This window comes from Paenibacillus sp. FSL E2-8871, assembly GCF_038000345.1.
Taxonomy (GTDB): Bacteria; Bacillota; Bacilli; order Paenibacillales; family Paenibacillaceae; genus Paenibacillus_AQ.
In genome coordinates this window covers 2,910,019-2,932,688 of the sequence record NZ_JBBOBV010000001.1, presented here as the reverse complement: position 1 = coordinate 2,932,688, position 22,670 = coordinate 2,910,019, and the positions used below count along the sequence as shown (strand labels likewise).

Sequence of the window (22,670 nt, the reverse complement as noted above, 5' to 3'; positions counted from 1 at the left end):
TGTAAGGCATAAGCATTAGACTACAGAAACAAGAAGGAGTGGAATGGAATGCAGGCGAGATTGCTGCTGCAAGACGGAACTTTATTTACAGGTACCGCATTTGGCGCTGAGGGCGAGAAGACAGGCGAGGTTGTTTTTAATACAGGAATTACAGGATATCAAGAGGTGCTGTCTGACCCTTCATATTGCGGACAAATCGTTACAATGACTTACCCATTGATAGGGAACTACGGGATTACTCGGGATGACTTTGAATCTGTTCGACCTTTCGTACACGGCTTTGTAGTGCGCCGTCATGAAGAAGTACCTAGTAACTGGCGTGCTGAATATAGTGTGGACGACTTGTTGAAAGAATACGATATTCCAGGGATCAGCGAGATTGATACTCGGATGTTGACTCGGATTATTCGCCACTACGGAACAATGAAAGCGATCCTGACCACCTCTAACAAACGTGTAGAGGAACTGATGGAAATGATGGGAAATACTACGATTGAGGAATTGCGCAATCAGGTAGCTCGTACATCAACTGCAAGTTCGTACAGCAGCCCAGGCAACAAAGAAAGAATTGTACTTGTGGATTACGGTGCGAAGGCTGGTATCCTACGTGAGCTTAACGAACGTGGTTGTGATGTTGTTGTAGTGCCACATGATGTAAAAGCGGAAGAAGTTCGACGTCTGAACCCAGATGGTATCCTACTGTCCAACGGCCCTGGGGACCCGAAAGATGTGCCTCACGCTGTCAAGACGATTTCCGAATTGCTTGGTGAATATCCGATCTTCGGCATCTGCCTTGGTCATCAGTTGTTTGCACTTGCTTGTGGAGCGGATACAGAGAAGCTGAAATTCGGTCACCGCGGTGGGAATCACCCTGTGAAGGAACTGGAAAGCGGACGCTGCTTCATCACTTCCCAGAACCATGGTTATACCGTGAATGAGGAATCTGTGAAGAACACTGAACTAGAAGTTACTCACATTAATAATAATGATAAGACTGTTGAAGGTATTAAACATACTCGTTACCCAGCATTTTCGGTGCAATATCATCCAGAAGCGGCGCCAGGACCACATGACAGCAGTTACTTGTTCGATCGCTTCCTTCAATTGATTGCCGATCATAAAGCAAAGACACCTGTTGTTTCACGTCAGGCACAACTTGCGGCAAACGCCAGAATCACGGCGCCAAAAACTAACTTACAGCTTGAAGCCGTGAAAGGAGCTCTATAACATGCCAAAGAACGATAAACTTAAAAAAATACTAGTGATCGGTTCCGGACCGATCGTCATCGGCCAAGCAGCGGAGTTTGACTACGCAGGAACTCAGGCTTGCCAAGCCCTTAAAGAAGAAGGCGTGGAAGTCGTACTGATTAACAGCAATCCAGCAACGATTATGACAGATACAAATATTGCAGATAAAGTGTACATCGAGCCTATTACGCTTGAATTCGTAACTGCGATTATTCGCCAAGAGCGTCCAGATGGATTGCTTCCAACGCTGGGCGGTCAAACTGGCCTAAATATGGCTGTAGAATTGGCTCGTGCAGGTGTACTTGAGCAAGAGAATGTTAAGCTTCTCGGTACACAGCTTGATTCCATTGAGAAAGCAGAAGATCGCGATTTGTTCCGTGATCTAATGCGTGAATTGGATCAACCTGTACCGGACAGCACCATTATCACTACTGTAGATGAAGCAATGAAATTCGCTGAGGAAATTGGATTCCCTTTGATTGTACGTCCAGCTTATACGCTTGGCGGCACAGGCGGCGGGATCTGCGATAACGAAGAAGAGCTGCGTGAAACTGTCAAAGCAGGAATTCGTTACAGCCCGATCGGACAATGTCTGGTTGAGAAGAGTATTGCCGGCATGAAGGAAGTTGAATACGAGGTTATGCGTGATGCTAATGACAACTGTATCGTTGTCTGCAACATGGAAAACTTTGATCCTGTAGGCGTACATACAGGTGACAGTATCGTTGTGGCACCTAGCCAGACGTTATCGGATCGTGAATACCAAATGCTGCGCACAGCTTCGCTCAAAATCATCCGCGCCCTGAATATTGAGGGTGGATGTAACGTACAATTCGCACTTGATCCGCAAAGTTATCAATATTATGTAATCGAAGTAAACCCGCGTGTCAGCCGTTCCTCGGCTTTGGCGTCCAAAGCAACTGGATATCCGATTGCCAAAATGGCTGCCAAAATCGCGATGGGTTACACGCTGGATGAAATCGTCAATCCGGTTACCGGACAGACCTATGCATGCTTTGAGCCTACACTTGACTATATCGTAAGTAAAATTCCACGCTGGCCGTTCGACAAGTTCATTCATGCGAACCGTAAGCTGGGTACGCAAATGAAAGCGACAGGCGAAGTAATGGCGATCGGCCGTACTTTTGAAGAGTCGATTCATAAAGCGATCCGTTCCTTGGAAATTGGTGTTCACCGGTTCCGTCTGCCAGGTGCAGAGACACTGGAAGAGAGCGTGCTGCGTGAACGTCTTGCGAAGCCTGACGATGAGCGTCTGTTCCTGATTGCTGAAGCTTTCCGCCGTGGTTACGGTTTGCAAGAAATCCAGGATATTACGAACGTGGACTGGTGGTTCCTCTCCAAAATTGAAGGTTTGATTAACTTTGAAGAGGTTATTCGCGGCGAAGAAACTTTGTCTGCGGAAACTCTATACCAAGCGAAACGTAAAGGCTTTACAGACCGTGCGATTGCTGAGATTCGTGCAGAAGGACAAGCGAACGGGAAATTTACCAAAGAAGCTGATGTGCGCGCGCTACGTTTGGAGCAAGGTTTAACACCTGTGTTCAAAATGGTAGACACTTGTGCGGCTGAGTTCGAAGCTTCTACACCGTATTACTACTCGACTTATGAGACTGAGAACGAGGTCATTCATTCTGATAAGCAAAAGGTTATCGTGCTGGGATCTGGTCCAATCCGGATCGGTCAAGGGATTGAGTTCGATTACTCCACAGTCCATGCGGTATGGGCCATTCAAAAGGCTGGATATGAAGCGGTTATCATCAATAATAACCCTGAGACTGTATCTACAGACTTTAATACTTCGGACCGGTTGTATTTTGAACCCCTATTCTTCGAAGATGTCATGAACGTAATTGCGCAAGAGAATCCGATTGGAGTTATTGTTCAATTCGGAGGTCAAACAGCGATTAACCTTGCGGCACCTCTAAGTGCTGCTGGTGTGAAGATTCTTGGAACTAGCCTTGATAGCATTGATGAAGCTGAGAACCGTAAGAAATTCGAAGCTTTGCTGGCACGCCTTGATATCGCTCAACCGAAAGGCAAGACGGTTACCGACGTGGATCAAGCTGTAGAAACTGCACAATCCCTTGGGTATCCGGTGCTGGTACGTCCTTCCTACGTACTAGGTGGACGTGCAATGGAAATCGTATATAACGATACTGAACTGCTTAGCTACATGGTAGAAGCGGTGAAAGTGAATCCGGAGCATCCGGTATTGATTGACCGTTACATGCTAGGTAAAGAGGTTGAGGTAGACGCGATTTGTGATGGTGAGACAGTAGTTATTCCGGGCATCATGGAACATGTCGAACGCGCAGGTGTTCACTCCGGTGACTCTATCGCCGTATATCCTCCGCAATATCTGGATGAAGGTCTAAAAGAGAAAATCGCTGAGATCACAATTAAAATCGCTAAGGAACTGAAAACAATTGGACTGGTTAACATCCAGTTTGTTATCTATCAGGACGAAGTGTACGTAATCGAAGTAAATCCACGCTCCTCGCGTACGGTTCCTTTCCTGAGCAAGGTGACAGGAATTCCAATGGCGCATTTGGCAACTAAAATCATTCTCGGCAGCAAGCTGAAGGATGACGGTTATACAGAAGGTCTGTGGCCGGAAAGCGATTATGTATCGGTTAAAGTGCCAGTGTTCTCTTTTGCCAAACTGCGCAGAGTAGAACCTACACTCGGACCTGAAATGAAATCAACCGGTGAAGTTATGGGCCGTGATAAATTGTACGCAAAAGCTTTATACAAAGGTCTGATCGGAGCAGGGATGAAAATTCCAGCCACAGGCGCTATCATCGTTACGGTGGCAGATAAAGATAAAGCAGAAGCTGTGGAACTTATGAAGGGCTTCCACTCCATGGGTTACAAAATCATTGCAACTGGAGGCACGGCACAAGCGCTTGAAGAAGCAGGCCTCAACGTAATGAATGTAAACAAGCTGGATGAAGGTGCGCCAAACATTCTCGACTTGATTCGTGGTGGGCAAGCTAACTTCGTCTTTAATACACTGACTAAAGGCAAAACGCCAGAACGTGACGGGTTCCGTATCCGCCGTGAAGCGGTTGAAAATGGCGTCGTATGTATGACTTCACTGGATACAGTGACGGCACTTCTCAGAATGCTGCAGACGATTAACTTCTCGTCACAGTCCATGCCTGCTTTTGTCGGACAATTGAACTAATCTCATAAAGATGCATAGGGCGGTTTGCGTTTACGCAGACCGTTCCGCTATGCCTAGGGTCTAATAAATAAAGGGTGTGGATGTAGTCTGCACTGGATAGGAGCATGGTTATGGGAGTAGGAGAAGTAGAGTGGAAAGCGATGGCGAATCGTCTGATGATCGCTTTGGATTATCCTGATGTGACTGGAGCAAGAGCCTTGATCGATAAGCTGGAAGGAATTCCTTGCTATATGAAGGTAGGCATGCAGCTGTTCTATGCGGCAGGACCAGAATTTATTCAAGAGCTGAAATCTCGTGGCTATTCTGTGTTCGTTGACGTGAAAATGCATGATATCCCTAACACGGTAAAAGGTGGCGCTCAAAGTCTTACGAATCTTGGCGCTGATATGTTTAACGTACACGCGGCAGGAGGCTCAGCCATGATGGCTGCAGCACGCGAAGGAGCGGCTTCAGCAGTTAGTGCTAATGCTGCCCTTAAGATGCCTTTGATTATTGCAGTTACCCAGTTAACCAGTACGAGTCAAGAAGTGATGAATAACGAAATTGGGATCGCTGGAGAGGTAGCGGATACTGTGGTAAGATACGCCAAGCTGGCTGCCGATGCGGGTCTAGATGGTGTAGTAGCATCGCCACAAGAGTCAGCAGCTATCGCAGAAGCTTGCGGCCCAGCATTTTGCACGGTTACACCGGGTATCCGGCCAGCAGGTGCTTCCTTGGACGATCAGTCCCGGGTTATGACACCTGGAAAAGCCATTCGTCAGGGTAGTCACTACCTTGTTGTAGGACGGCCGATTACAGCTTCACCAGATCCACGTCAAGCAGCACTAAACATTATTGAGGAGATGACCCTAGCATGAGCTCATTAAATAGAAGTGAACAAGTAGCAAGTTATCTGCTTACGATTGGAGCAGTAGCACTGCGTCCCCAGGAGCCTTTTACATGGACCTCTGGTATCAAATCGCCGATCTATTGCGACAATCGTCTGACTATGGCTTACCCAGAAGTTCGTAACTATATTGCAGATGCCTTCGCGCAGCTTATTAAGAGCGAGTATCCGGACGCTGAAGTGATCGCAGGTACAGCAACCGCAGGTATTCCACACGCGGCTTGGGTAGCAGATAAACTGAACCTGCCAATGGCTTATATCCGTGATAAAGCTAAAGGCCACGGCAAGCAGAATCAGATCGAAGGTCTGATTAAACCGGGACAAAAGGTTGTTGTTATTGAAGATCTGATCTCCACAGGTGGAAGCTCCATCAAAGCGGCTCAGGCCGTGCAAGAAGCTGGCGCAGAAGTGCTGGCTGTACTCGCGATCTTCAGCTATGAGCTGGATCGTGCAGTGGATGCTTTTGCTGCAGCTGAAATGCCATTACAAAGCTTGTCCAACTACAGCACATTGATTGATGTGGCTCTTGCACAAGGTAAAATTGAATCGACGGACGTAGAAGTACTGAAGTCTTGGAGAAAAGATCCTTCATCATTTGGTGTTTAAGCTTAAATAAATGATTATAGTTTAGGCGAGCCTCTCACTTTTTAGTGAGGGGCTTTTATTTTTTAACAGACACAACATACTCAACTGTCATTCAAGACACGAATAGTTGTATTTTGTACACTTAAACTAACTTTTCTTAGAGGAATTGGCACTATAGTTGCACTTTGTGCAATTATAATCAGCCTAGTATCTGCCGAAACCTTCTAGTAGTGGAGATCGTGTATCTGCAAAAGCTCCTAGTAACATTTTTATGAGAATAATATGAAGAAATCGTAGTATAACTTTAAACGTCCTGTAACTTCCCTTCTTGATTAAAGCTTTATACTGTTACTAGGATTATGGATTATTTATCCATAAGATGTAGAAGAATCAAGTATTTTATGGGAGGATATAATAATGAATCATAAAAACAACAATAAACGGCTGTGGCGCCGCTGGTTAAGCCTTGGGGTATGCGCTGCGCTGATACTACCCTTAATCTCTGATGGGTGGAATACGGCTTGGGCTGAGCCTTCTAAGGCTTCAGTGGAGCAACGTGTATTGCGTATTGGGAGTCTATGGTCTGGGGAGGACGATTCGTTTTTTCGTCAGCAGTTTACGGATATGTACGAGTTGCAGCATCCAGAAATCAAATTGGAGATTATTCCGGCTATAGATACGAATGACCTTCGGTACAATAACACCTCCTCAGACGCGAGCTCTGACAATTTGGAAAATATCCGAGCGATTATGGGAGGAGATAAGCCTGTTGATGTGATCGTCGGTGATAGCGCATTAGTGAAGAGTTTGGTGGATCATAATCTTGTCCAATCGCTGGAGCCGCTTATAGCGCGTGATCAGTATGATTTAAGCAATATGGCGCCTACGATGCTGAATGGAGTTCGTGAACTGGGTGGAGGAAGTCTTTTTGCGTTGGCGCCGATCTTCTCGTCTAGTGCGCTTTTTTATAACAAGGGAATCTTTGATGCTGCTGGTGTGGGCTATCCAACGGACAAGATGACTTGGAATGAACTGTTTACGCTGGCAGATAAGGTGACGAAGAAGTCGTCTAATAAAGAAACTCGGATATACGGGTTCTCGATGAACCGTTACTTAAGTGATCCATTCTGGGATATGCAGAGCTATGTCGCACCGCTAGAACTTACGATGTACGATAATAAGGGTCAGCACATGACTGTAAATACTACACAGTGGAATCAGGCTTGGACTACTTACAGCCAGTTGGTTAAGAAACAAATTGTACCTGAGTTAAATGGGTTGGATTTTGCAGGAACAGAAGGGAATGCCTACAGTCCAATCCAAGGCGATCTGTTCCTCACAGGAAAAGCAGCAATGGTCGTTGGAGAATATGGTTATCTCAATGAACTGGCGGGAGTGGCCCGTAATGCTGCTAAGATCAAAAATTACAGTCCCATCAAATGGGGTGTGGTTACTGTACCTACCTTTCAGGAAAAACCGGATGTTGCCATTGGAACATGGCTTGGTAATATGATGGCTATTAGTTCTACGGCTACTAATAAGGAAGATGCCTGGGATTTGATTAAGTTCGTCAACAGTAATGAGGTTGCGAAAATTAAAGCCCATAACAAGAGTGAACTGACTTCCCGTAAGGATTATATTACCGCTCAGACCCCTTCTGTAAATTTGGAAGCTTTTTATACGCTTAAGCCTTTACCTGCAACGGATCCTTTATTGATCAGTTTACAGATGCAGAAGCCTGGGATTAGCCGGATTAGTGATGTTGGACGTCAATTATTCATTGATGTTTATCAGGGGAAGAAAACCGTCGAGAATGCACTCAAAGCTTGGGAGAAGCAAGGGAATACCATGCTGGATACACTTGAAAAAGATCCCACGGTCTATTTTGACTCGATCGGTGAATGACTCTGGAATATGCCCTAAGCCACCAGTTTTCTGGTGGCTTATTTTGTGGAACTTGGGCATGATAAGTTCAGAGCGGTGTATCATAAATTTGCGAAAAGGAGAAGAGAGCATCATGAATTGGATATACTTCGCGAAACTGTTCAGGACCAGATTTCAAGCAGGTTGTTTGGCTAAAAGATTGGAGCAAGATGGCTGGATTTACGGTTATCATGACCCACGTTTTGTAGAAATTTATCGATCCCGTAAGGGAAGGTACGGGGTTAGATTTCTGCCTTGAGAACTTTTATAAATTCTTCCTTGACGTAGACCCAATTTGTAATGTATATTATTTATTGTCGCTGTTTGAATATTTTTTCTGACGCGGGGTGGAGCAGCCCGGTAGCTCGTCGGGCTCATAACCCGAAGGCCGCAGGTTCAAATCCTGCCCCCGCAACCAATTTATTTACAACAGCAATTCTACATTCGGATATTTTTAGATCCGGGCCCTTAGCTCAGTTGGTTAGAGCGGTCGGCTCATAACCGATTGGTCGGGGGTTCGAGTCCCTCAGGGCCCACTTATCAAAAACCCTTACTTTGTAAGGGTTTTTTGCTGTCTATAGGATTAGTGATATAAAGAAAATAGGATTGGGAAAGGCCGGGATTTTAAGTTTGCTAACGGATTTGCTAACGAGAATTATTTTTCTGCAGTTTCGAGCTGTTTTTCAGCGTATTTATTCAGTTCTGCTTCAATTTTGTCAACGGCCTCTTCCTGCATGATTGGGAGTAGGTGTGAGTATCGTTTGTTGAACATCGCTGGAGTCATACCCAGTGGTTCAGCAGCTACCTTTGGATTTATATAACCTCCGCCAGGGTAGCAACATACTAAGTCATTATCCTCATATGAGTCTCCATATTCTTTTTTTATAATCCTCGATTTGTTTGTAGCGTTCTTAAGGTCATCAATAATATTCTGAAAAAGTTTTACCTGTCGTATGGAATCATTCGTTCTCGGGCGTTGAATGACTAAACCATCACGTGTCCAGTTAGCCGTCTGGATCACCTTGAGTTCTTTCTTTTCGAAGTCGATATCACCCCAGCAAAGTCCAAGGATCTCACCACGTCTCATTCCAGTATAAATTGCCAATGAAAACACAATAGACTGGCGGGCGCCTCATCAAGCTAACAGGCAGTAAAGTTTAACTTAAAATAAACTTTCCGTTTCCCGCAGTTAACTTAAGGTGTAATCTGAAAGCACCTTTTTTTGAAGGTGATACTCATCAAGAACCGTATTTATGAAGGAGTAACTTAATGCAAGCTATTAAATCTATAATAGAGTGTCCAGAGCGTCATATAGAGATTGCTGAATATGTTAAATAAAAATATAATTCGAAAAGAATTATCGCCATGGATCGCTCCTCTGTTCATTGACGAGAATGAGCGAGGGCAAGGTTTAGGTTCAGTATTGTTGGAGCATGCCAGAAAAATGGTGGGGCAATTGGGATATACGAAGGTTTATATAACGACTGACCATATTCGTTACTATGAGAAATATGGATTCAGAGAAATCGGTTTGGATAATTTCGAATGGGGACGACCCACCAAAATCTATGAGCACGACACTATAAAGTAATTTATCGCAACACGGTTTGTTTGGGACTTAACTAATGGGAAACGATAGTTGAATCTACAGAGGGATGGTATCAAACATGGACTATGAAATCAAAATAGCAACCTTGGAACATAAAGAAATACTCAGCAACCTGTTACAATTCTATATTTATGATTTCTCAGAATTTATGGAGTTGCAGTTTGAGGCAAACGGTAAATATGGTAATTATCCAATTGATGAATATTGGTCTAAAGACCCCAATTATCCATATTTAATCAGTCTCAATGGGAAATTTGTTGGATTTGTCTTAGTCAAATTAAAAAATCGGGAAGAAGATGACGCATATTTTTCTATTGCTGAATTTTTTATTGCGAAGAAGTATCGTAGGCTGGGATTAGGGAGATTGGTTGCTAAAGATATATTTGATATGCACCAGGGAAAATGGGAAGTTTACCAAATAGATAACAACAAGCCCGCTCAACTCTTTTGGAAAAAGGCAATAGAAGAATATACAGGAGGAAAATTTACTGAACGAATTGAAGTAGGAAGAAGAACACAAGTATTCTTTAGTTAATGATATTCAGGACTAGCAAGGGCTTACGCTAACGGGAAACGTGAGTCCAAAAACCAACAGTAGTCTAGGACTTTTTCTTACTAGTCATATATACATAATGTTCCAAATAATTTATATTAAGGTTCTAGGGTTTGGGAGTAATGGCATTGCAATTTGGAAGAACCTCGCCGGCATTGGCGAGGTTCTTATATTAATGGGGGTTGCTGGTTGACAAAAATGATAATTTTGTTGGTTATTCTTGCTATCATTACTGCTGTTTTTGTATTCAAAGTTTTATCAAGAAAGAAGAGTTACCCTCCCCAAAGTCTAGTTATTGATCCACTTAAGATTACGATCCAGGACATAGACCGAATGGAAGACGGAACTGGCTTTGTAGAATATCTGTATCGTTTATTTTTGGCCATGGGTTATAGTGATGCATATAAAACGAGAGGAGGCAGAGATTTTGGATCTGACTTAGTGTTTACAGACGGGGAGGGGGTTCGAAATGTTGTTCAGGCAAAGTGTTATTCTTATCCAGTAGGGTTAGAAGCTGTTCAAGAGATCTATAGCTCCATGAGATATTACAGGGCAAAAAAGTCCATGGTAATATCAACAAATCAATATACCTCAGCGTGTGAAGAACTTGCTAGTTATAACGCCGTAAGATTACATAGTAGAAGTGACCTTATAGAAATTATAAACTTTTTCAAGTCAGGGCAGATTGATAAAGCAAAGGATATCCTTGAGTCAGGGCCCAGGATTATACTGGAGTCATGGGATAATAAAGTAATTAAGAAGGACTTCAAAGTTGAAAAACGATGGGTTGCGAAGAAATAGATAGTTCGTAGAACAAGGAGCTTTTATACTGATGAACAATGAAGATTTTCAATACAGAAATACATACTTTTTCGTAGGGAATCCAACGATTCTATGGATCACCATACTTGGCTTGGTGTTGTTAGGATTTGTATTGTTTTATTTGATTAAGAAATACATAAAGCAGAGAAAATGAAACCAGGTATTTCATTATTGTTCAATAATTATGATGTTGCGAATGAGGAACGACAATCTTTGATGGTTGTAATGATGTGTGGAGCCCTCATATCTATTGGTGGATTAACTATTTGAAAAACAGAAAAGGTATTGTTGTGATGATCGTAGGAGTTATTGTATTAGGAAGGCTGGAATTTTGAGCTTGCTAACGGATGCACTGATACCAGATTTATCGCCATGCGCTTGCAGGGATAGTTTAAATCTTTTGAATGCACTAAAGAGCAGAGAGGTTTTATTAAACTTAAATAGAGGTCTGACATTCATTTGAAAAAAGTGCTATGATTATTAAATCAGTGTGTAGAGATATTGGTCTTTTTATTGGGCCAAAAATATATGTCTCATGATACGTCTGCCATCTGAAATATGATTCACGGAGATGACAAACATGCATGGAGACACAAGACTGCCCAGAAACGGAAAAGAAGGTATATTATTTTCACTCATTATTTCAATCATTTCAGTAAATACTATTGCCCCTATTATTGTGGGGTTGGAACGTGGCTTCAGTAAGGAAGTGTATATAGATACACTAAAGGTTATTCCGTTTATGTGGATGATCGTAGTTTTATCCGTAAGATTAGTTGCAGGGCCGATTGTTGGAAAAGTGATGCCAAAATTCATGGGACAAACCGATGGATTTAATGCTAGGGTGCTGTTGAATACTTTATTGAATGTTACGGTGTTATCTATTTTACTATCGATTATCGGCACATGGGTTGGGACGAAACAAATAAGTCTAGAGCCACTTAAAAACTTCCTTCATATCTGGCCAAGAAACTTTGGTATAGCATTTTGGATTGAACTGTTGGTTGCTCAGCCGATAGCAAGATTTGCGATGAAAACATTACACACAAGACAGGATCGTAAAACAGAAAGTGTAAATGCGTAACTAGCTGAAACGTTGTATACGAATAAGAATCTCAGGAACGTCCATCGTGGGCGTTCTTTTTTTGAGTCCCGTTATCATAGCAGTATTGAACATGTAAAAGAGCCATCATAGGATTAACCTACAACGGCTCTTTTATACTTAGAATCTGATATTCTGACATGACGCAATGCAAACCATGCAGCCAACACAAAAAGGGCGCTGTCGCAAAGCCATGAAATGGTTTTGCAGCAGCGCCTTTTTTTGTATCCAGCTAGACTTTTCTAATGGGTATGGTTCCCGAAAAGTTGTCCCAATCGTTGTTCCTATCGCTGTACTCTCGGTTTTCGACCATCATTTTTATGGTTTCATACTATCCCATAGCTGCTGGAATGCCCCGGACTCAACCTCGAAGAATACAGGTGCCTGACCGTAACGTACTAGCCCTTGACCAAACAGCGTCAGCTCTACCCTGGCGTTGTTTTCCAGCAGGAGATAGAGAACCTTGCGGTCTTCGCTGTCGTAGATGCCTTGCGCGGTAAGAGACTCTGCTGCCAGCGGTTTGGCTGCTTGGAGTGCCTTCAAGAAGCCATTAAGCGCCTCGTCGTCAGCGAGCGTTGTGTACTGCTGCTGTCCGTTGTTCCAACTGTCGAAGCTTTCCCATTGTGCGGAAGTAATTCGACCTTCCAGATTTAGCTTGCCAAATAGATCTGCGCCGCTGTTTACGGTGATCCCGTTTGTATGCTCGTACAGTTCGGCGAATACCTCGCCGTTGATTTCCGAATAGGACATAATCAGGAAATCGGAATCATATCCCTTTACGGAATAGATATCCGTTTCGCCGATGTTTGAAGCTAACTCAATATATTTGTCTTTACCGCTCCATTCATCGATGCCACCTGTAGTACGTCCCAGCTTGTCACCGCGCAGAGCGGCAGCATCGGCTGCGTTGATTCGAGTCGCAGACTGTGTATAAATGTTATCTTTATATACGACTAGAGCGATCATATCTGCCATAACGCCAGATTTGGTATCCGGCAGTTCCAGCTTGGGGATAACAATGCTTCCGGACGCATTTGTGCCAGAATTGTCTGGTTGGCTTGGACCTGGAGTTACCTGAGCGATTTGCCCTTGAGTACTCTGGCCATTTAACTGCTGCCATATATTAGGTGCAGCTAAGCCGATCCCGGCGGCGAGGACGATACTTGCCGCGATATAAACCGTCTTGCGTGGACGTTTCCGTTCCTGCTGTTGCTCCAGTTTGTCTATCAATTCTTTTTTCATCTCTTCACCTGGTTTCATAGAATCCACCGCTCTCTTGTATGATGTTCGAAACTGATCTTCTTTCATTGTGATTCCACTCCTTCCAGCTCCAGTTTTAACAGTTGCCGTCCCCGTTGAAGTCTCATCTTCACGGCAGACTGACTAATCTGCAGAATCTTGCTGATTTCCTGGATGGGATAGTCCTCGTAATAATAAAGATGGATTACGGTTTTATACTTCATAGGCATCGCCATAACTAACTGCAGTAGAGCCAAATCCTCGGGGGTGTCTACCGCAATCGGCTCAGCATTTTCCAGCTTAACCTCGCGCTTGCGCCAGCCTCTGCCCAGTAATGTTTTACAATGATTGGTGATTACTCGGATCAGCCATGCTTTTTGATGTTCAGCGTCTTTGAACTTTGGTGCTTTTTCTATCAGTTTGATGAAGGTATCCTGAGTGGCCTCTTCGGCATCTTGGCGGCTGCCTAAATGGACCAAAGCAATCCGGAACAGCATATCTGCGTAGATTTCGTAACTCTTTATCACATGATTTCCCGGCCGGGTCATGGATCGTTGCATGATTCTATGCCCCCTTTACCTATAACACCATTTAGGACGGCATTTGGTCACATTATGTTCCTGAGAAAATTTGTTAGCGTCTAGATCAAGGGTTAGAATCTAAAAAAGGTGCGATTGCCCCAGCAGCCATATCATGACTGTTGAGACAATCGCACCTTTATAATAGAAGTTCCCCCTTTACGGGAGGGTCTCCTCACTATGTTTATATGTATAGTTTGGATCAAACCTTTTTACAAGAGCCATGCTATATTGATAAATACGATCCTTTTCTTTTCTATAAAAGTATCTTGCATGGAGTTCATCTGCAAAGATAACCGTTGTACTTACGACGGGAGCCTTACCAATCTGGGTATAGACTTTATAGAGATCTTCATTCTTATAATCTCTCGCATCTACCAAATAATGAATCACTTCATTGTCCATGTGATTTCGGAAGGCCTGAAGCGCTAAAGAAGCGACTCCATATACAATAACGAAGGTAATAAGAATTATTTTTGTTCTTTTCTTCATTAATTCCCTCCATTTAGATAAAATGTATATATTATAAGATAATATATTGTGACTGGTATGTCATATCTATTGTATCTTGTAATTTACACATTAGAAGGGAGGAAGAAAATGATGCAACAAGAAGAAAAAATACAGGAGCTGGAGCGGCGAATTAAGGTATTGGAGAATCATACTAGTCCCAGGCTACCAGGTCTCAAAATCTTATGGTTTATTATTTGGGGAGTTGTGGGTATATTCCTCATTCTAACTCTTATTGGTGTGATTCAGTTTGTATCCGCATAATAAAGAGCTTACTATTACAAATAAGGCAGCAATTTAACTACCGATAGGTAACCCGCGTAGGTAAAGAATTGCCTGGGTATACTATACTTGCTGCCTTTTATTATGAACTTACACAAATCATCTTCAGTCTTCTTTGGGTTCTTGCAATAAAATGGAGAAGGTCCCCGTTTCATGATCCACTTCAATCGACTCGATCCCAACAAAATCCGGAATTTCGGGGTGTACTGCATCTACGTTATAATCTGGATGAGTCATCAATAATTCAATTACTTTAATGGCTTCCATATCGATCCCCCTTGCGAGAAATTCCACCATAATTAATGGTCCTTCATTGCGACTACCCTTATTATCTCCGCAGTCATTATTGAATATGTGTTAATCGTTCTTCGTTTCTTCCCATCACGGCCAATAATTGCCCCTGAAAAACACGTCTTTGAATTTGATCAATCCGCTGTAAAGCCAGCTCGCTTGGCACTTGAAATTCTGCTGCAAGATAGCTGATTGCATCTTCACGTTGCTCAGGCAATGTCATGCGGGAGATCATGGAGTAGGGCATAGCTGCATAAAGAATAAATCGCTCAGATTCATCCTCCTGTGCCCGCGTAAAATGTTCTGGCATCAATATTTGATCAGTACCATGGCGGAGCAGATGACAGAGCTCATGGAGAAACTCTAGCCGCTGCAGACTGGCTGGAAGCCGGTTGTCAATAAACATGGTGTACATCCCCGCTGATGCTTCGATGCTCTTGCTTCTTACATCCAAATAATGAACCCAAATATTAAGCCGTTCTGCAATATAAGCAATCGAAATTTGCGAAGGCTGAGTAAGGTTCAGACGCTTGTATAAATCTTCTGTCCACTTCTCCAGCGCAGTCATTTGATAATAGGATTTCATGTTATTCATATCATTCACCTCATTCAGAATCAGTTATAGGATCGTATGTTCGCATAAATGAGCAAAAGAAAAGCCCGAAGGCTATGTAAAGTAAAAAACATAAGGACACATAAGAACGAGTGTTCTCGTGTGTCCTTAGCATAAAGCAATTAAACACTAATATCAAGTGTTTTTCCTAAATTCGGAGCAACGCTTTTGCCCAGCATTTCCACCATCGTTTGACTCTGGGTTTCAGCCTGATTTTTGGCAATATTCATGACTTGTATTCCTACATTTTGAGCTAAGGATGCCTGGCTCATTGCCATTGATAATGCGGCTATATCCATATTGCACCTCCTTTGTGTATATCCTGTTTATCGACAGTGCCTACCTAATTCATTAGGTGAATAGCATTTGTTTGCCAATTCGCCCAAACAGCTTATCTCCTTTTTACATATCTTGTGCTGTAGTCATTAATCATTAGGAGGAATTAATTATGGGAATGGAACATTGTGGTTGTAACGTAGGTCCTGTAGTAAGCCCAGTAAATGTAGGTCCGGTGTGTAGTCCTTTTACTTCAACAGGAGCTATTCTGGTACTCTTCATCTTGCTGGTTATCATCACTAAAGCTTGCTTATTCTAAGCTAGCTGATGCACATTGTAGCCCCATCCGGTATACCGGATGGGGCTATTCTTTTGAAGCACTGTTCACGTTAGCTTATTATTTGAACATAAATTCTACGCGGGTTCCATCCGCAAAATCTTCTAACTGATTGCCAACCCAGCTTCCTGCGCCGCGGTTATCTTTTGGGGTTATGTATTCAATGTCGGCCCCTTTGCCGCCTTCATTACACATGGCCATGGGCCATTCATCGCGGTCGTAGCCTTTTTTGGTGGGGATCCCTTTTAAGGATTCTTTGCGGTTGTCTTCAGCCTGCTCACGGTTAATCGTGCACGTCGCGGACTCCCCTTTGGCAATCGCGTCCTGAATGTGCTTAGCGGTCTCAGGATAACGATCTGATGGGAAGATCAGCTGAACAACTTCTGAATCGGATGTGGACGATGGGGCTGCCGGATCTCCGTTCTGTTCATACCAGTAACCGCCCAAAGCAAGTAACACAACAATGATGAGACTGGTGAGTAATTTCTGTATTTTCAAATCTGCTCCTCCTTTTTTGGAACTTAAAATAGTATATCTTATATCATAATGCAGTGCGATTTAATATACTTAGGAAAAATAAGAGGAGGACGGAATTGGATATGGAGTATTTGATTACGATTGAAGATCAGACGCTTATAGCCTCTGCTGAAGATATTATTACTAGACGTTATGAATGGGGAAGACACCATGTAGGGGCGGCGCTCCGTACTAAGACGGGGGAAATCTTTACAGCGGTACATGTAGAAGCTAGCATGGGACGAATTACAGTCTGTGCAGAAGCGATGGTGATTGGAAAAGCGATATCCGAAGGCTACAAGGAATTTGATACGATTGTTGCGGTAAGGCATTCTGATCCGGACAGCGAGGAAAGAGAAATTAAAGTAGTTTCTCCCTGCGGGATGTGCCGTGAGTTAATTGCTGATTACGGGAAGGATTGCAAAGTTATTGTATCCGAGGACGGCCGGTTAGCTAAATATGATATTTCTGAATTACTACCGCTGAGATATACGAGGTAAATTGGAGATATAGTCAGGAGCGGCCGGGCTCCTTTTTTTATTGAGCCGTGAATTTATTCAGCAGTTCCTTACACTGTCCTAAATTACTTTACAACTTCATGTCCATTCGCTGAGTTCATGTCACTATTGTCCCCATACTATAACTTAAAAAAGTTAAAAGGATGTGAGAGTGGATGGAACAGCGCAATCTTCGAAATATGGTTGATTCGGCATCGAGGTTTGTGAGCGATGTTCAGTGGCAAATCGCGTATCGTAAATTGCAAATGGCTCCGGCGGATTCGGAAACGGTACCTTCTGCTCAGAAATTGTTGAATACCCTTTATTTTCTGCAAGGAAAAGGATGGATTAGTGGACAACATGATTATTTGGAGAGCGCGGATGAGTTCAATGGGAAGCTGAAAAATACTAGCGGGCAATACGCCGCCCTTCACGGATATGAGCTGGGGGCAATCAATAATCAGACGGCGGCACTATTAGACAATCAGCGGGATTGGGTCGTTAGCAGTGCTATTCGCTGGTATAAAGCCGGTGGAATCGTAACGATTAGCTATCACGCTCAGTTGCCAGGGACTGCGCCAGCTTGGGATAACGTATCTACGAGCATAAGCAACGCTGATTTTGACAAATATATAACCCCGGGTACCTCTCAGTACAACGCACTGATCGCTGATCTGGATAAGATAGCCCTTTCTTTAAAAAAACTAAATGATGCAGGTGTTCCTGTGCTCTGGCGGCCGTATCATGAAATGAATGGCGGATGGTTCTGGTGGGGGAAGAAGATCAACTACGTGGGACTGTGGAACCTTATGTTTGACCGTTTCACCAGCTATCATAAGCTGCATAATTTATTGTGGGTCTGGAGCCCAAACGCCAAAAATCAGTGGAGTGATGACCCTGCCGAATACTACCCAAGCGGTGACAAAGTAGATGTGCTGGCACTAGATATCTATGATGGGGATTTTAAGGGGAGTCACTATAATAGTCTATGGGATCTGGGGCGTGGAAAAGTGATCGCGATTGGAGAAAATGGAGAGCTACCGTCCCCTGCACTACTATCTAAATCACAGCCCAAATGGTCTTATCAGATGACCTGGGGCAAGCTTCTTTATGAGAAGAATACCGATGCGGTAATTAGAGCCTTTATGAATGACAGCTTTGTATTCACGCGGGAAGAGTATGCTGCTGAGGCGGCAATTGTAGCCGCTAAGGGAGACAGTGTGCTGCAGAGTGGACTATGGGGGCAATATTACAATAACATGACTCTTAGCGGTGCACCAGCGCTGACGCGAACCGATGCTAACATCCAATTTTCGTGGAAACAGGGTTCGCCTGATCCAGCCATTCGTGTCGACGCTTTCTCTGTACGGTGGAGTGGAAAACTGACTGCAGCCTATAGTGAAACCTATACCATTTACTCCTCCTCTGATGACGGGGTACGGGTGTGGATTGATGGAGGGCTGATCATTGATAGCTGGGTGAATCAGAGTGGACAGGAGCGAAAAGGCAATGTGAATCTGATAGCTGGCAAGCTACATGAAATAAAAGTGGAGTACTATGAGAATGAGGGGGACGCGCGAATTGTATTGCAGTGGGAAAGTCCTAGCCAACCCAAAGGGATTATTCCAGCAGGAGCGTTTTATCTTCCATAAGACGATATCCGAACTGATTCGAGCATCGGAATATTAGCGAAAAAGCCCCGGATTTCGGGGCTTTTTTTAATGTGAAAGAATCTTAGATTTGTTCACGGTAGCTAATGTTGTTGGCGATCTTCTCGTCACGAACAGCTTTGCGCAGAACATCTTTGACGGTTTGGGCATCATGGATTTTTCGGAAAAGAAGCTGAGGCGCTGAGGCATCATCAGAAAATACAGTTAATGTACCGATGCCGAGCATCCGGTCCATGATAGATTGTGCTACGGATAAATCGCGTACACGCAGTAATTCGATTTCTTCGACATTTTTACCGATAAGTCCGGTCTTTACCATAATGCGCTGGCTTGTAATGGTGTACGTAGTCGTGTTTAGGCGTACGATTCCTTTGAGGCGATCAGAGATACTGGCTGGTTTGCCTTTCCAGAGAACGACTTCTTGAGTAGCATTTTGATTTGCTGATGTACGACGGGTGGTCACTGGAGCAGTTCCGTCAATGCTAGATCCGCATTCTCCACAAAATTTAGCGCCCTGCTTATATTCTGATCCGCAGGTTGTGCAATAAGGCATAAATACTCTCCTTCCCTGATTACAATTGAAATAATTATAACATAATAGTCATTTTACATAAATTTCATTTGCGCTTTACACAAACCGACATTATTCTGTTAAGTGGAGGGATAAATAATGAAAAAAGTGTTACTAATAGGAACGCTAATGCTGACTGTCATCCTTAGCGCCTGCAGCAATAATAATTCAACTTCATCGGCTCCTGCCTCGGAAGAAGAAGTGCAGGAAACCGTGCAAAACTTCTACAATGAAATGTCTAAGCTTGATGAATTAGGAAAATCATCTTTAACGGAGTTCAACGAAGCTATTGCTGCTTATTCAGCAGGAGAACTTTCGGACAGGCAGTTGGAGAAGAAGATTAACGAATTCCAAAAGACCGCAACAGACTTATCCAATCAGGCTGAGAAAGTGAAAATTTCCTCTAGCTTGCCCGAAGACATTCGTAAACTGCTTGATGAGTCCAAAATTGCTTTTCAAAGTGCTTATTCTCTAAAAGAACAGGCCTCTCAAGGTGCTGATTCCGCAGAGGTCACTGCTGAGAAGTTCGAGGAATTGAATCAGAACGCTGACGTCGCGATGCTATACGGCATTTCCAAGCTTAATGAAGCAAGAGAAGCAACAGGACTCATCGATGCTGATGGTCAGTCCACCGCTGAATCAGAGAAAGTTCAAGAATAGATCGAAATTTAGACGCTGAACAGTTCAACTGTCAGCGTCTTTTTGATGCGATTTTGAGCTTGAGTAGAGGTAACACTGCCAATCCTATAAATAAGCCAGCTACGATTCCTTTTGTGAGGTCTGAGAGGGTACTGCTTCGATATACGAGGGGGTATAGACACAGGAATAATACGGGAATTAGGATGAGCAGGGCATTGTTTTTTTTCAAGTGGAAAGCTCCTCTCAATTAGATATTCATTATTATACAACTTTTAGATAAAAGAGGAGGATTTTGAAGTGGTATCTTTTTCCTGATTATTGATTATTCAGCGAAGGTGTGGATATAATACAAACATACGTTCGTGTGTAGCGGAATAAGTATAGAAATTAGGGAGGGGTTACCATGGGCAAAAAGCTGGAGAAAAACGGACTGTGGGAAAGCAGTCGCATGATGCTGCCGGAGCATAAGGTAAGAATTATTAGGGATGAACGAGAGACGCTGCGCCGCATTAAGCCTATTCTGGATGAGCAGAAGCTGGAGGAGATCGAATGTACACTTGCTTTATCGTTACGGAGTCATGTGCGCGTCACTGTTGTGCTGTTTGATCCTTTTGAGAATACGACAATTAGTGGTTTTGTGACTTCCATTCACACCCACTCGCGTGAGTTTAAGCTGCAGTGGGCGGAGGAATGGAAGTGGATCAATGTAGATGATCTAGTGGAGGTTTACATCGTTTAATGCTGAGAACCGCTGACTTCACTTTTTTCATAAGCAATTAGGGTCACCGTTGGGTTGCCGGTCAGATTTGCAATGGAAGCTTCGGCATTTCGAATAATTTCGAGTGCTTCTTCCTGCTCGCTCAGGGCAGCAACTTTATAGCTATCACTATGAATGTCCATATGTGTTCCCACCTTTCGCTAATATTTTGCCCTTTTTTGTAGAAATGATCCAAGGTGAAGAAGCTATGAATAGGTGCTTTTCAGGGGATATCTCGGGGATACCGGGGTCTTTTTTTAAAATATAAGAAAGTATAAGTTATACACCTATCCTTTATGTCTTATATTTCTCGCATAAACGCTTATCGTCCTTCCTTATAGGGACGCCGAAGACATTTATGCTTGTATGCTAAGGCAAGCAGGGGTATTAGTACAAGCGAATGGGGAAGCGGGATCATTGATTATACCAAGGGGTGATTCTATGCTGACTTTAGATCAAGTGAGGGACAAATCGGCAGCGAGGCTTGTTGGGCTTCATCCTGTTTTGGCAGCAGGGGCGAAGGCTTTGATTCAGCAAAGCTATGCCAGAGGAGTGCCCATCGTTATTACTCAGGGATTGCGGTCGATTGCTGAACAAAATGCCTTGTATGCGCAGGGGAGAAGTAAGCCTGGACCTATAGTTACCAACGCCAAGGGTGGAACCAGCTATCACAATTATGGCCTTGCGTTTGATTTTGCGCTTTTGCTGCCGGATGGAAATAGTATTTCCTGGGATATGAATCGTGATGGTGATAAAGATAAAATAGCGGACTGGCAAGAGGTTGTACAGGTGGGAAAACAGCTAGGGCTTGAGTGGGGAGGAGACTGGACGTCTTTTAAAGATTATTCACATCTGCAAATGGCCTTCGGCTTAACTACGACTCAACTTCGGGCAGGTAAACGTCCTACGACGGATCAGGTCAATGAAGCTTTAAAAAGAATTACTGGGGAGGATGACCAGGTGAACAAAGACGTTAAAGTAACGATAACCTTAAACGGCACTAAACTTACGGATGGTGTTCTTGATACCGGCGTAACGTATGTACCCGTGCGTGCTCTGGCTGAGGCGCTTGGAGCAAAGGTTACGTATGACGCAGCGAGCAAGACAGTGAATGTTGTAAAAGAGTAAAGCTATTCATGTATAGACAGTGCCACCCAAGGGGAAATTATCAGTGATAACTAACCATAAAGGGAGGCATAACACTGTGAATAAGCTGATAACAAGCCTTGCATGCGGTACTGTACTGTCAATGAGTATAATGGGAGCTAGTTACGCTAATCCAATCGGGTCAGCCGCTTTAGGCGGTATCCCGAACGCGAATACGGGCATGGATGGTACCGTGAATAACACTCGGATGATGAATACGGAAGGCAATCTAATGAACGGCACCACGGGAACGATGAATCAGCATGAGAGCATTATGAAAGATAAGATTCGCACAGGGGAAAATTATAGACCTAACACCAATAACTACAATGAAAATTACACCCGGGATAACTACAACAGAAATACGGTAACTCCACTATCCAACACTACAACGGACGGTAGATATCGCGCAACCAGTACAACTACAAATACTGGGACTACCAGCAGAGGATCTAACTGGGGCTGGCTCGGATTGTTTGGACTCTTGGGCCTTGTCGGAATGAGAAGCAGAAGTGACGAACGCAGATAATCGACATGCCAAATAACCCGTGTCGGCACACGCTGGAACGGGTTATTTTTAATGTGATAAAACTTTTTTTGAAAAAGGGATTGCGCGTTATCGATATTCATGATATTATATTTCTTGTCGCGTTATACGTAAACATCGTATGAAGCAACAACACATAATATGCCGGGGTGGCGGAACAGGCAGACGCACAGGACTTAAAATCCTGCGGTACGTGAGTACCGTACGGGTTCGACCCCCGTCCTCGGCATCACAGTGAAAACCTTGAGAAATCAAGGTTTTTTTC

The 22,670-nt window shown here is 43.6% G+C and carries 28 protein-coding genes and 3 tRNA genes; 21 read left to right on the top strand and 10 right to left on the bottom strand.

Going from position 1 to position 22,670, the window contains the following annotated elements:
- Positions 1-48: 48 nt before the first annotated feature.
- The 8 genes from carA (at position 49) to NYE25_RS13415 (ending at position 8,386) form a co-directional block, all read left to right on the top strand.
- Entirely contained in the window at positions 49-1,227 is a 1,179-nt protein-coding gene (gene carA / locus NYE25_RS13450) for a glutamine-hydrolyzing carbamoyl-phosphate synthase small subunit (RefSeq protein WP_042190808.1), read from the top strand.
- Between the two features lies 1 nt (position 1,228).
- Positions 1,229-4,456, top strand: coding sequence for a carbamoyl-phosphate synthase large subunit (gene carB / locus NYE25_RS13445; protein WP_341128910.1), 3,228 nt, complete (start codon positions 1,229-1,231; stop codon positions 4,454-4,456).
- Between the two features lie 110 nt (positions 4,457-4,566).
- Positions 4,567-5,313: an orotidine-5'-phosphate decarboxylase gene (gene pyrF / locus NYE25_RS13440; RefSeq protein ID WP_341052318.1), complete on the top strand. Its 747-nt coding sequence runs from the start codon at positions 4,567-4,569 to the stop codon at positions 5,311-5,313.
- Positions 5,310-5,948, top strand: a complete 639-nt coding sequence (gene pyrE, locus NYE25_RS13435; protein WP_341052319.1) for an orotate phosphoribosyltransferase — start codon at positions 5,310-5,312, stop codon at positions 5,946-5,948. The genes pyrF and pyrE overlap by 4 nt, the downstream gene beginning before the upstream one ends.
- 396 nt (positions 5,949-6,344) lie before the next feature.
- A complete protein-coding gene (locus NYE25_RS13430) occupies positions 6,345-7,832 on the top strand; it encodes an ABC transporter substrate-binding protein (protein WP_341146110.1) in 1,488 nt (495 codons plus the stop codon).
- Positions 7,833-7,944: 112 nt separating this feature from the next.
- Positions 7,945-8,109 carry a hypothetical protein gene (locus tag NYE25_RS13425; RefSeq protein ID WP_019909365.1) on the top strand — a complete coding sequence of 55 codons (165 nt, stop codon included), beginning with the start codon at positions 7,945-7,947 and terminating at the stop codon, positions 8,107-8,109.
- An 82-nt stretch (positions 8,110-8,191) separates the two neighbouring features.
- Positions 8,192-8,268: transfer RNA gene (locus NYE25_RS13420), tRNA-Met, on the top strand.
- 44 nt (positions 8,269-8,312) lie between these two features.
- A tRNA-Ile gene (locus tag NYE25_RS13415) sits at positions 8,313-8,386 on the top strand.
- Positions 8,387-8,505: 119 nt separating this feature from the next.
- Here NYE25_RS13415 and NYE25_RS13410 read toward each other — a convergent pair.
- A complete protein-coding gene (locus NYE25_RS13410) occupies positions 8,506-8,967 on the bottom strand; it encodes a tyrosine-type recombinase/integrase (RefSeq protein ID WP_341147727.1) in 462 nt (153 codons plus the stop codon).
- Positions 8,968-9,177: 210 nt separating this feature from the next.
- Between NYE25_RS13410 and NYE25_RS13405 the strand changes: the two genes are divergently transcribed.
- The 4 genes from NYE25_RS13405 to NYE25_RS13390 all read left to right on the top strand — a co-directional run bounded on the left by NYE25_RS13405 (position 9,178) and on the right by NYE25_RS13390 (position 11,918).
- Entirely contained in the window at positions 9,178-9,441 is a 264-nt protein-coding gene (locus NYE25_RS13405) for a GNAT family N-acetyltransferase (protein ID WP_341146109.1), read from the top strand.
- Between the two features lie 76 nt (positions 9,442-9,517).
- Entirely contained in the window at positions 9,518-9,994 is a 477-nt protein-coding gene (locus NYE25_RS13400) for a GNAT family N-acetyltransferase (protein ID WP_341124383.1), read from the top strand.
- 216 nt (positions 9,995-10,210) lie between these two features.
- The gene (locus NYE25_RS13395; protein ID WP_341147726.1) at positions 10,211-10,813 is read left to right on the top strand and encodes a restriction endonuclease; all 603 of its coding nucleotides are present in this window, start codon (positions 10,211-10,213) and stop codon (positions 10,811-10,813) included.
- Positions 10,814-11,414: 601 nt separating this feature from the next.
- Positions 11,415-11,918, top strand: coding sequence for a hypothetical protein (locus tag NYE25_RS13390; protein ID WP_341146108.1), 504 nt, complete (start codon positions 11,415-11,417; stop codon positions 11,916-11,918).
- A gap of 336 nt (positions 11,919-12,254) precedes the next feature.
- Here NYE25_RS13390 and NYE25_RS13385 read toward each other — a convergent pair whose 3' ends face one another.
- From NYE25_RS13385 to NYE25_RS13375, 3 genes are all read right to left on the bottom strand, one after another.
- The gene (locus NYE25_RS13385) at positions 12,255-13,244 is read right to left on the bottom strand and encodes a hypothetical protein (RefSeq protein WP_341146107.1); all 990 of its coding nucleotides are present in this window, start codon (positions 13,242-13,244) and stop codon (positions 12,255-12,257) included.
- Positions 13,241-13,735 (bottom strand): RNA polymerase sigma factor, encoded by a 495-nt coding sequence (locus NYE25_RS13380; protein ID WP_042190786.1) that lies wholly within the window; start codon positions 13,733-13,735, stop codon positions 13,241-13,243. The genes NYE25_RS13385 and NYE25_RS13380 overlap by 4 nt, the downstream gene beginning before the upstream one ends.
- Positions 13,736-13,912: 177 nt before the next feature.
- Entirely contained in the window at positions 13,913-14,245 is a 333-nt protein-coding gene (locus NYE25_RS13375; RefSeq protein WP_341146106.1) for a DUF3139 domain-containing protein, read from the bottom strand.
- A 108-nt stretch (positions 14,246-14,353) separates the two neighbouring features.
- Between NYE25_RS13375 and NYE25_RS13370 the strand changes: the two genes are divergently transcribed.
- Positions 14,354-14,527, top strand: coding sequence for a hypothetical protein (locus tag NYE25_RS13370; protein ID WP_341146105.1), 174 nt, complete (start codon positions 14,354-14,356; stop codon positions 14,525-14,527).
- 123 nt (positions 14,528-14,650) lie between these two features.
- Here the strand turns inward: NYE25_RS13370 and NYE25_RS13365 are convergent, their stop codons facing one another.
- From NYE25_RS13365 to NYE25_RS13355, 3 genes are all read right to left on the bottom strand, one after another.
- Positions 14,651-14,812, bottom strand: coding sequence for a hypothetical protein (locus NYE25_RS13365; RefSeq protein WP_179085777.1), 162 nt, complete (start codon positions 14,810-14,812; stop codon positions 14,651-14,653).
- Between the two features lie 76 nt (positions 14,813-14,888).
- The gene (locus NYE25_RS13360) at positions 14,889-15,431 is read right to left on the bottom strand and encodes an ImmA/IrrE family metallo-endopeptidase (RefSeq protein WP_231573332.1); all 543 of its coding nucleotides are present in this window, start codon (positions 15,429-15,431) and stop codon (positions 14,889-14,891) included.
- Between the two features lie 140 nt (positions 15,432-15,571).
- Positions 15,572-15,748 carry a YjfB family protein gene (locus NYE25_RS13355; protein ID WP_076098563.1) on the bottom strand — a complete coding sequence of 59 codons (177 nt, stop codon included), beginning with the start codon at positions 15,746-15,748 and terminating at the stop codon, positions 15,572-15,574.
- A 149-nt stretch (positions 15,749-15,897) separates the two neighbouring features.
- Between NYE25_RS13355 and NYE25_RS13350 the strand changes: the two genes are divergently transcribed.
- The gene (locus tag NYE25_RS13350) at positions 15,898-16,044 is read left to right on the top strand and encodes a hypothetical protein (RefSeq protein ID WP_156113170.1); all 147 of its coding nucleotides are present in this window, start codon (positions 15,898-15,900) and stop codon (positions 16,042-16,044) included.
- Between the two features lie 78 nt (positions 16,045-16,122).
- Here NYE25_RS13350 and NYE25_RS13345 read toward each other — a convergent pair whose 3' ends face one another.
- Positions 16,123-16,554, bottom strand: coding sequence for a NucA/NucB deoxyribonuclease domain-containing protein (locus NYE25_RS13345; RefSeq protein WP_341147725.1), 432 nt, complete (start codon positions 16,552-16,554; stop codon positions 16,123-16,125).
- 107 nt (positions 16,555-16,661) lie between these two features.
- On the opposite strand from NYE25_RS13345, the gene NYE25_RS13340 reads away from it, so the two are divergent.
- Both NYE25_RS13340 and NYE25_RS13335 read left to right on the top strand, forming a co-directional pair.
- On the top strand, positions 16,662-17,078 hold the full coding sequence (locus NYE25_RS13340) for a cytidine deaminase (RefSeq protein ID WP_042194350.1): 417 nt from the start codon (positions 16,662-16,664) through the stop codon (positions 17,076-17,078).
- Between the two features lie 173 nt (positions 17,079-17,251).
- Positions 17,252-18,727: a glycosyl hydrolase gene (locus tag NYE25_RS13335; RefSeq protein ID WP_341146104.1), complete on the top strand. Its 1,476-nt coding sequence runs from the start codon at positions 17,252-17,254 to the stop codon at positions 18,725-18,727.
- An 82-nt stretch (positions 18,728-18,809) separates the two neighbouring features.
- On the opposite strand, the gene NYE25_RS13330 is transcribed toward NYE25_RS13335, so the two are convergent.
- Positions 18,810-19,298 carry a PH domain-containing protein gene (locus NYE25_RS13330; protein WP_341146103.1) on the bottom strand — a complete coding sequence of 163 codons (489 nt, stop codon included), beginning with the start codon at positions 19,296-19,298 and terminating at the stop codon, positions 18,810-18,812.
- 117 nt (positions 19,299-19,415) lie between these two features.
- On the opposite strand from NYE25_RS13330, the gene NYE25_RS13325 reads away from it, so the two are divergent.
- Positions 19,416-19,976: a hypothetical protein gene (locus tag NYE25_RS13325; protein ID WP_339243088.1), complete on the top strand. Its 561-nt coding sequence runs from the start codon at positions 19,416-19,418 to the stop codon at positions 19,974-19,976.
- A 382-nt stretch (positions 19,977-20,358) separates the two neighbouring features.
- Positions 20,359-20,694, top strand: a complete 336-nt coding sequence (locus tag NYE25_RS13320) for a YolD-like family protein (RefSeq protein WP_042130171.1) — start codon at positions 20,359-20,361, stop codon at positions 20,692-20,694.
- Here the strand turns inward: NYE25_RS13320 and NYE25_RS13315 are convergent.
- Positions 20,691-20,855: a hypothetical protein gene (locus NYE25_RS13315; RefSeq protein ID WP_179283823.1), complete on the bottom strand. Its 165-nt coding sequence runs from the start codon at positions 20,853-20,855 to the stop codon at positions 20,691-20,693. The two genes, NYE25_RS13320 and NYE25_RS13315, sit on opposite strands and share 4 nt — an antisense overlap.
- Positions 20,856-21,153: 298 nt before the next feature.
- On the opposite strand from NYE25_RS13315, the gene NYE25_RS13310 reads away from it, so the two are divergent.
- From NYE25_RS13310 to NYE25_RS13300, 3 genes are all read left to right on the top strand, one after another.
- A complete protein-coding gene (locus tag NYE25_RS13310) occupies positions 21,154-21,840 on the top strand; it encodes a M15 family metallopeptidase (RefSeq protein WP_042190775.1) in 687 nt (228 codons plus the stop codon).
- A 76-nt stretch (positions 21,841-21,916) separates the two neighbouring features.
- The gene (locus NYE25_RS13305; RefSeq protein ID WP_042190773.1) at positions 21,917-22,387 is read left to right on the top strand and encodes a hypothetical protein; all 471 of its coding nucleotides are present in this window, start codon (positions 21,917-21,919) and stop codon (positions 22,385-22,387) included.
- A gap of 161 nt (positions 22,388-22,548) precedes the next feature.
- Positions 22,549-22,634: transfer RNA gene (locus tag NYE25_RS13300), tRNA-Leu, on the top strand.
- Positions 22,635-22,670 lie beyond the last annotated feature (36 nt).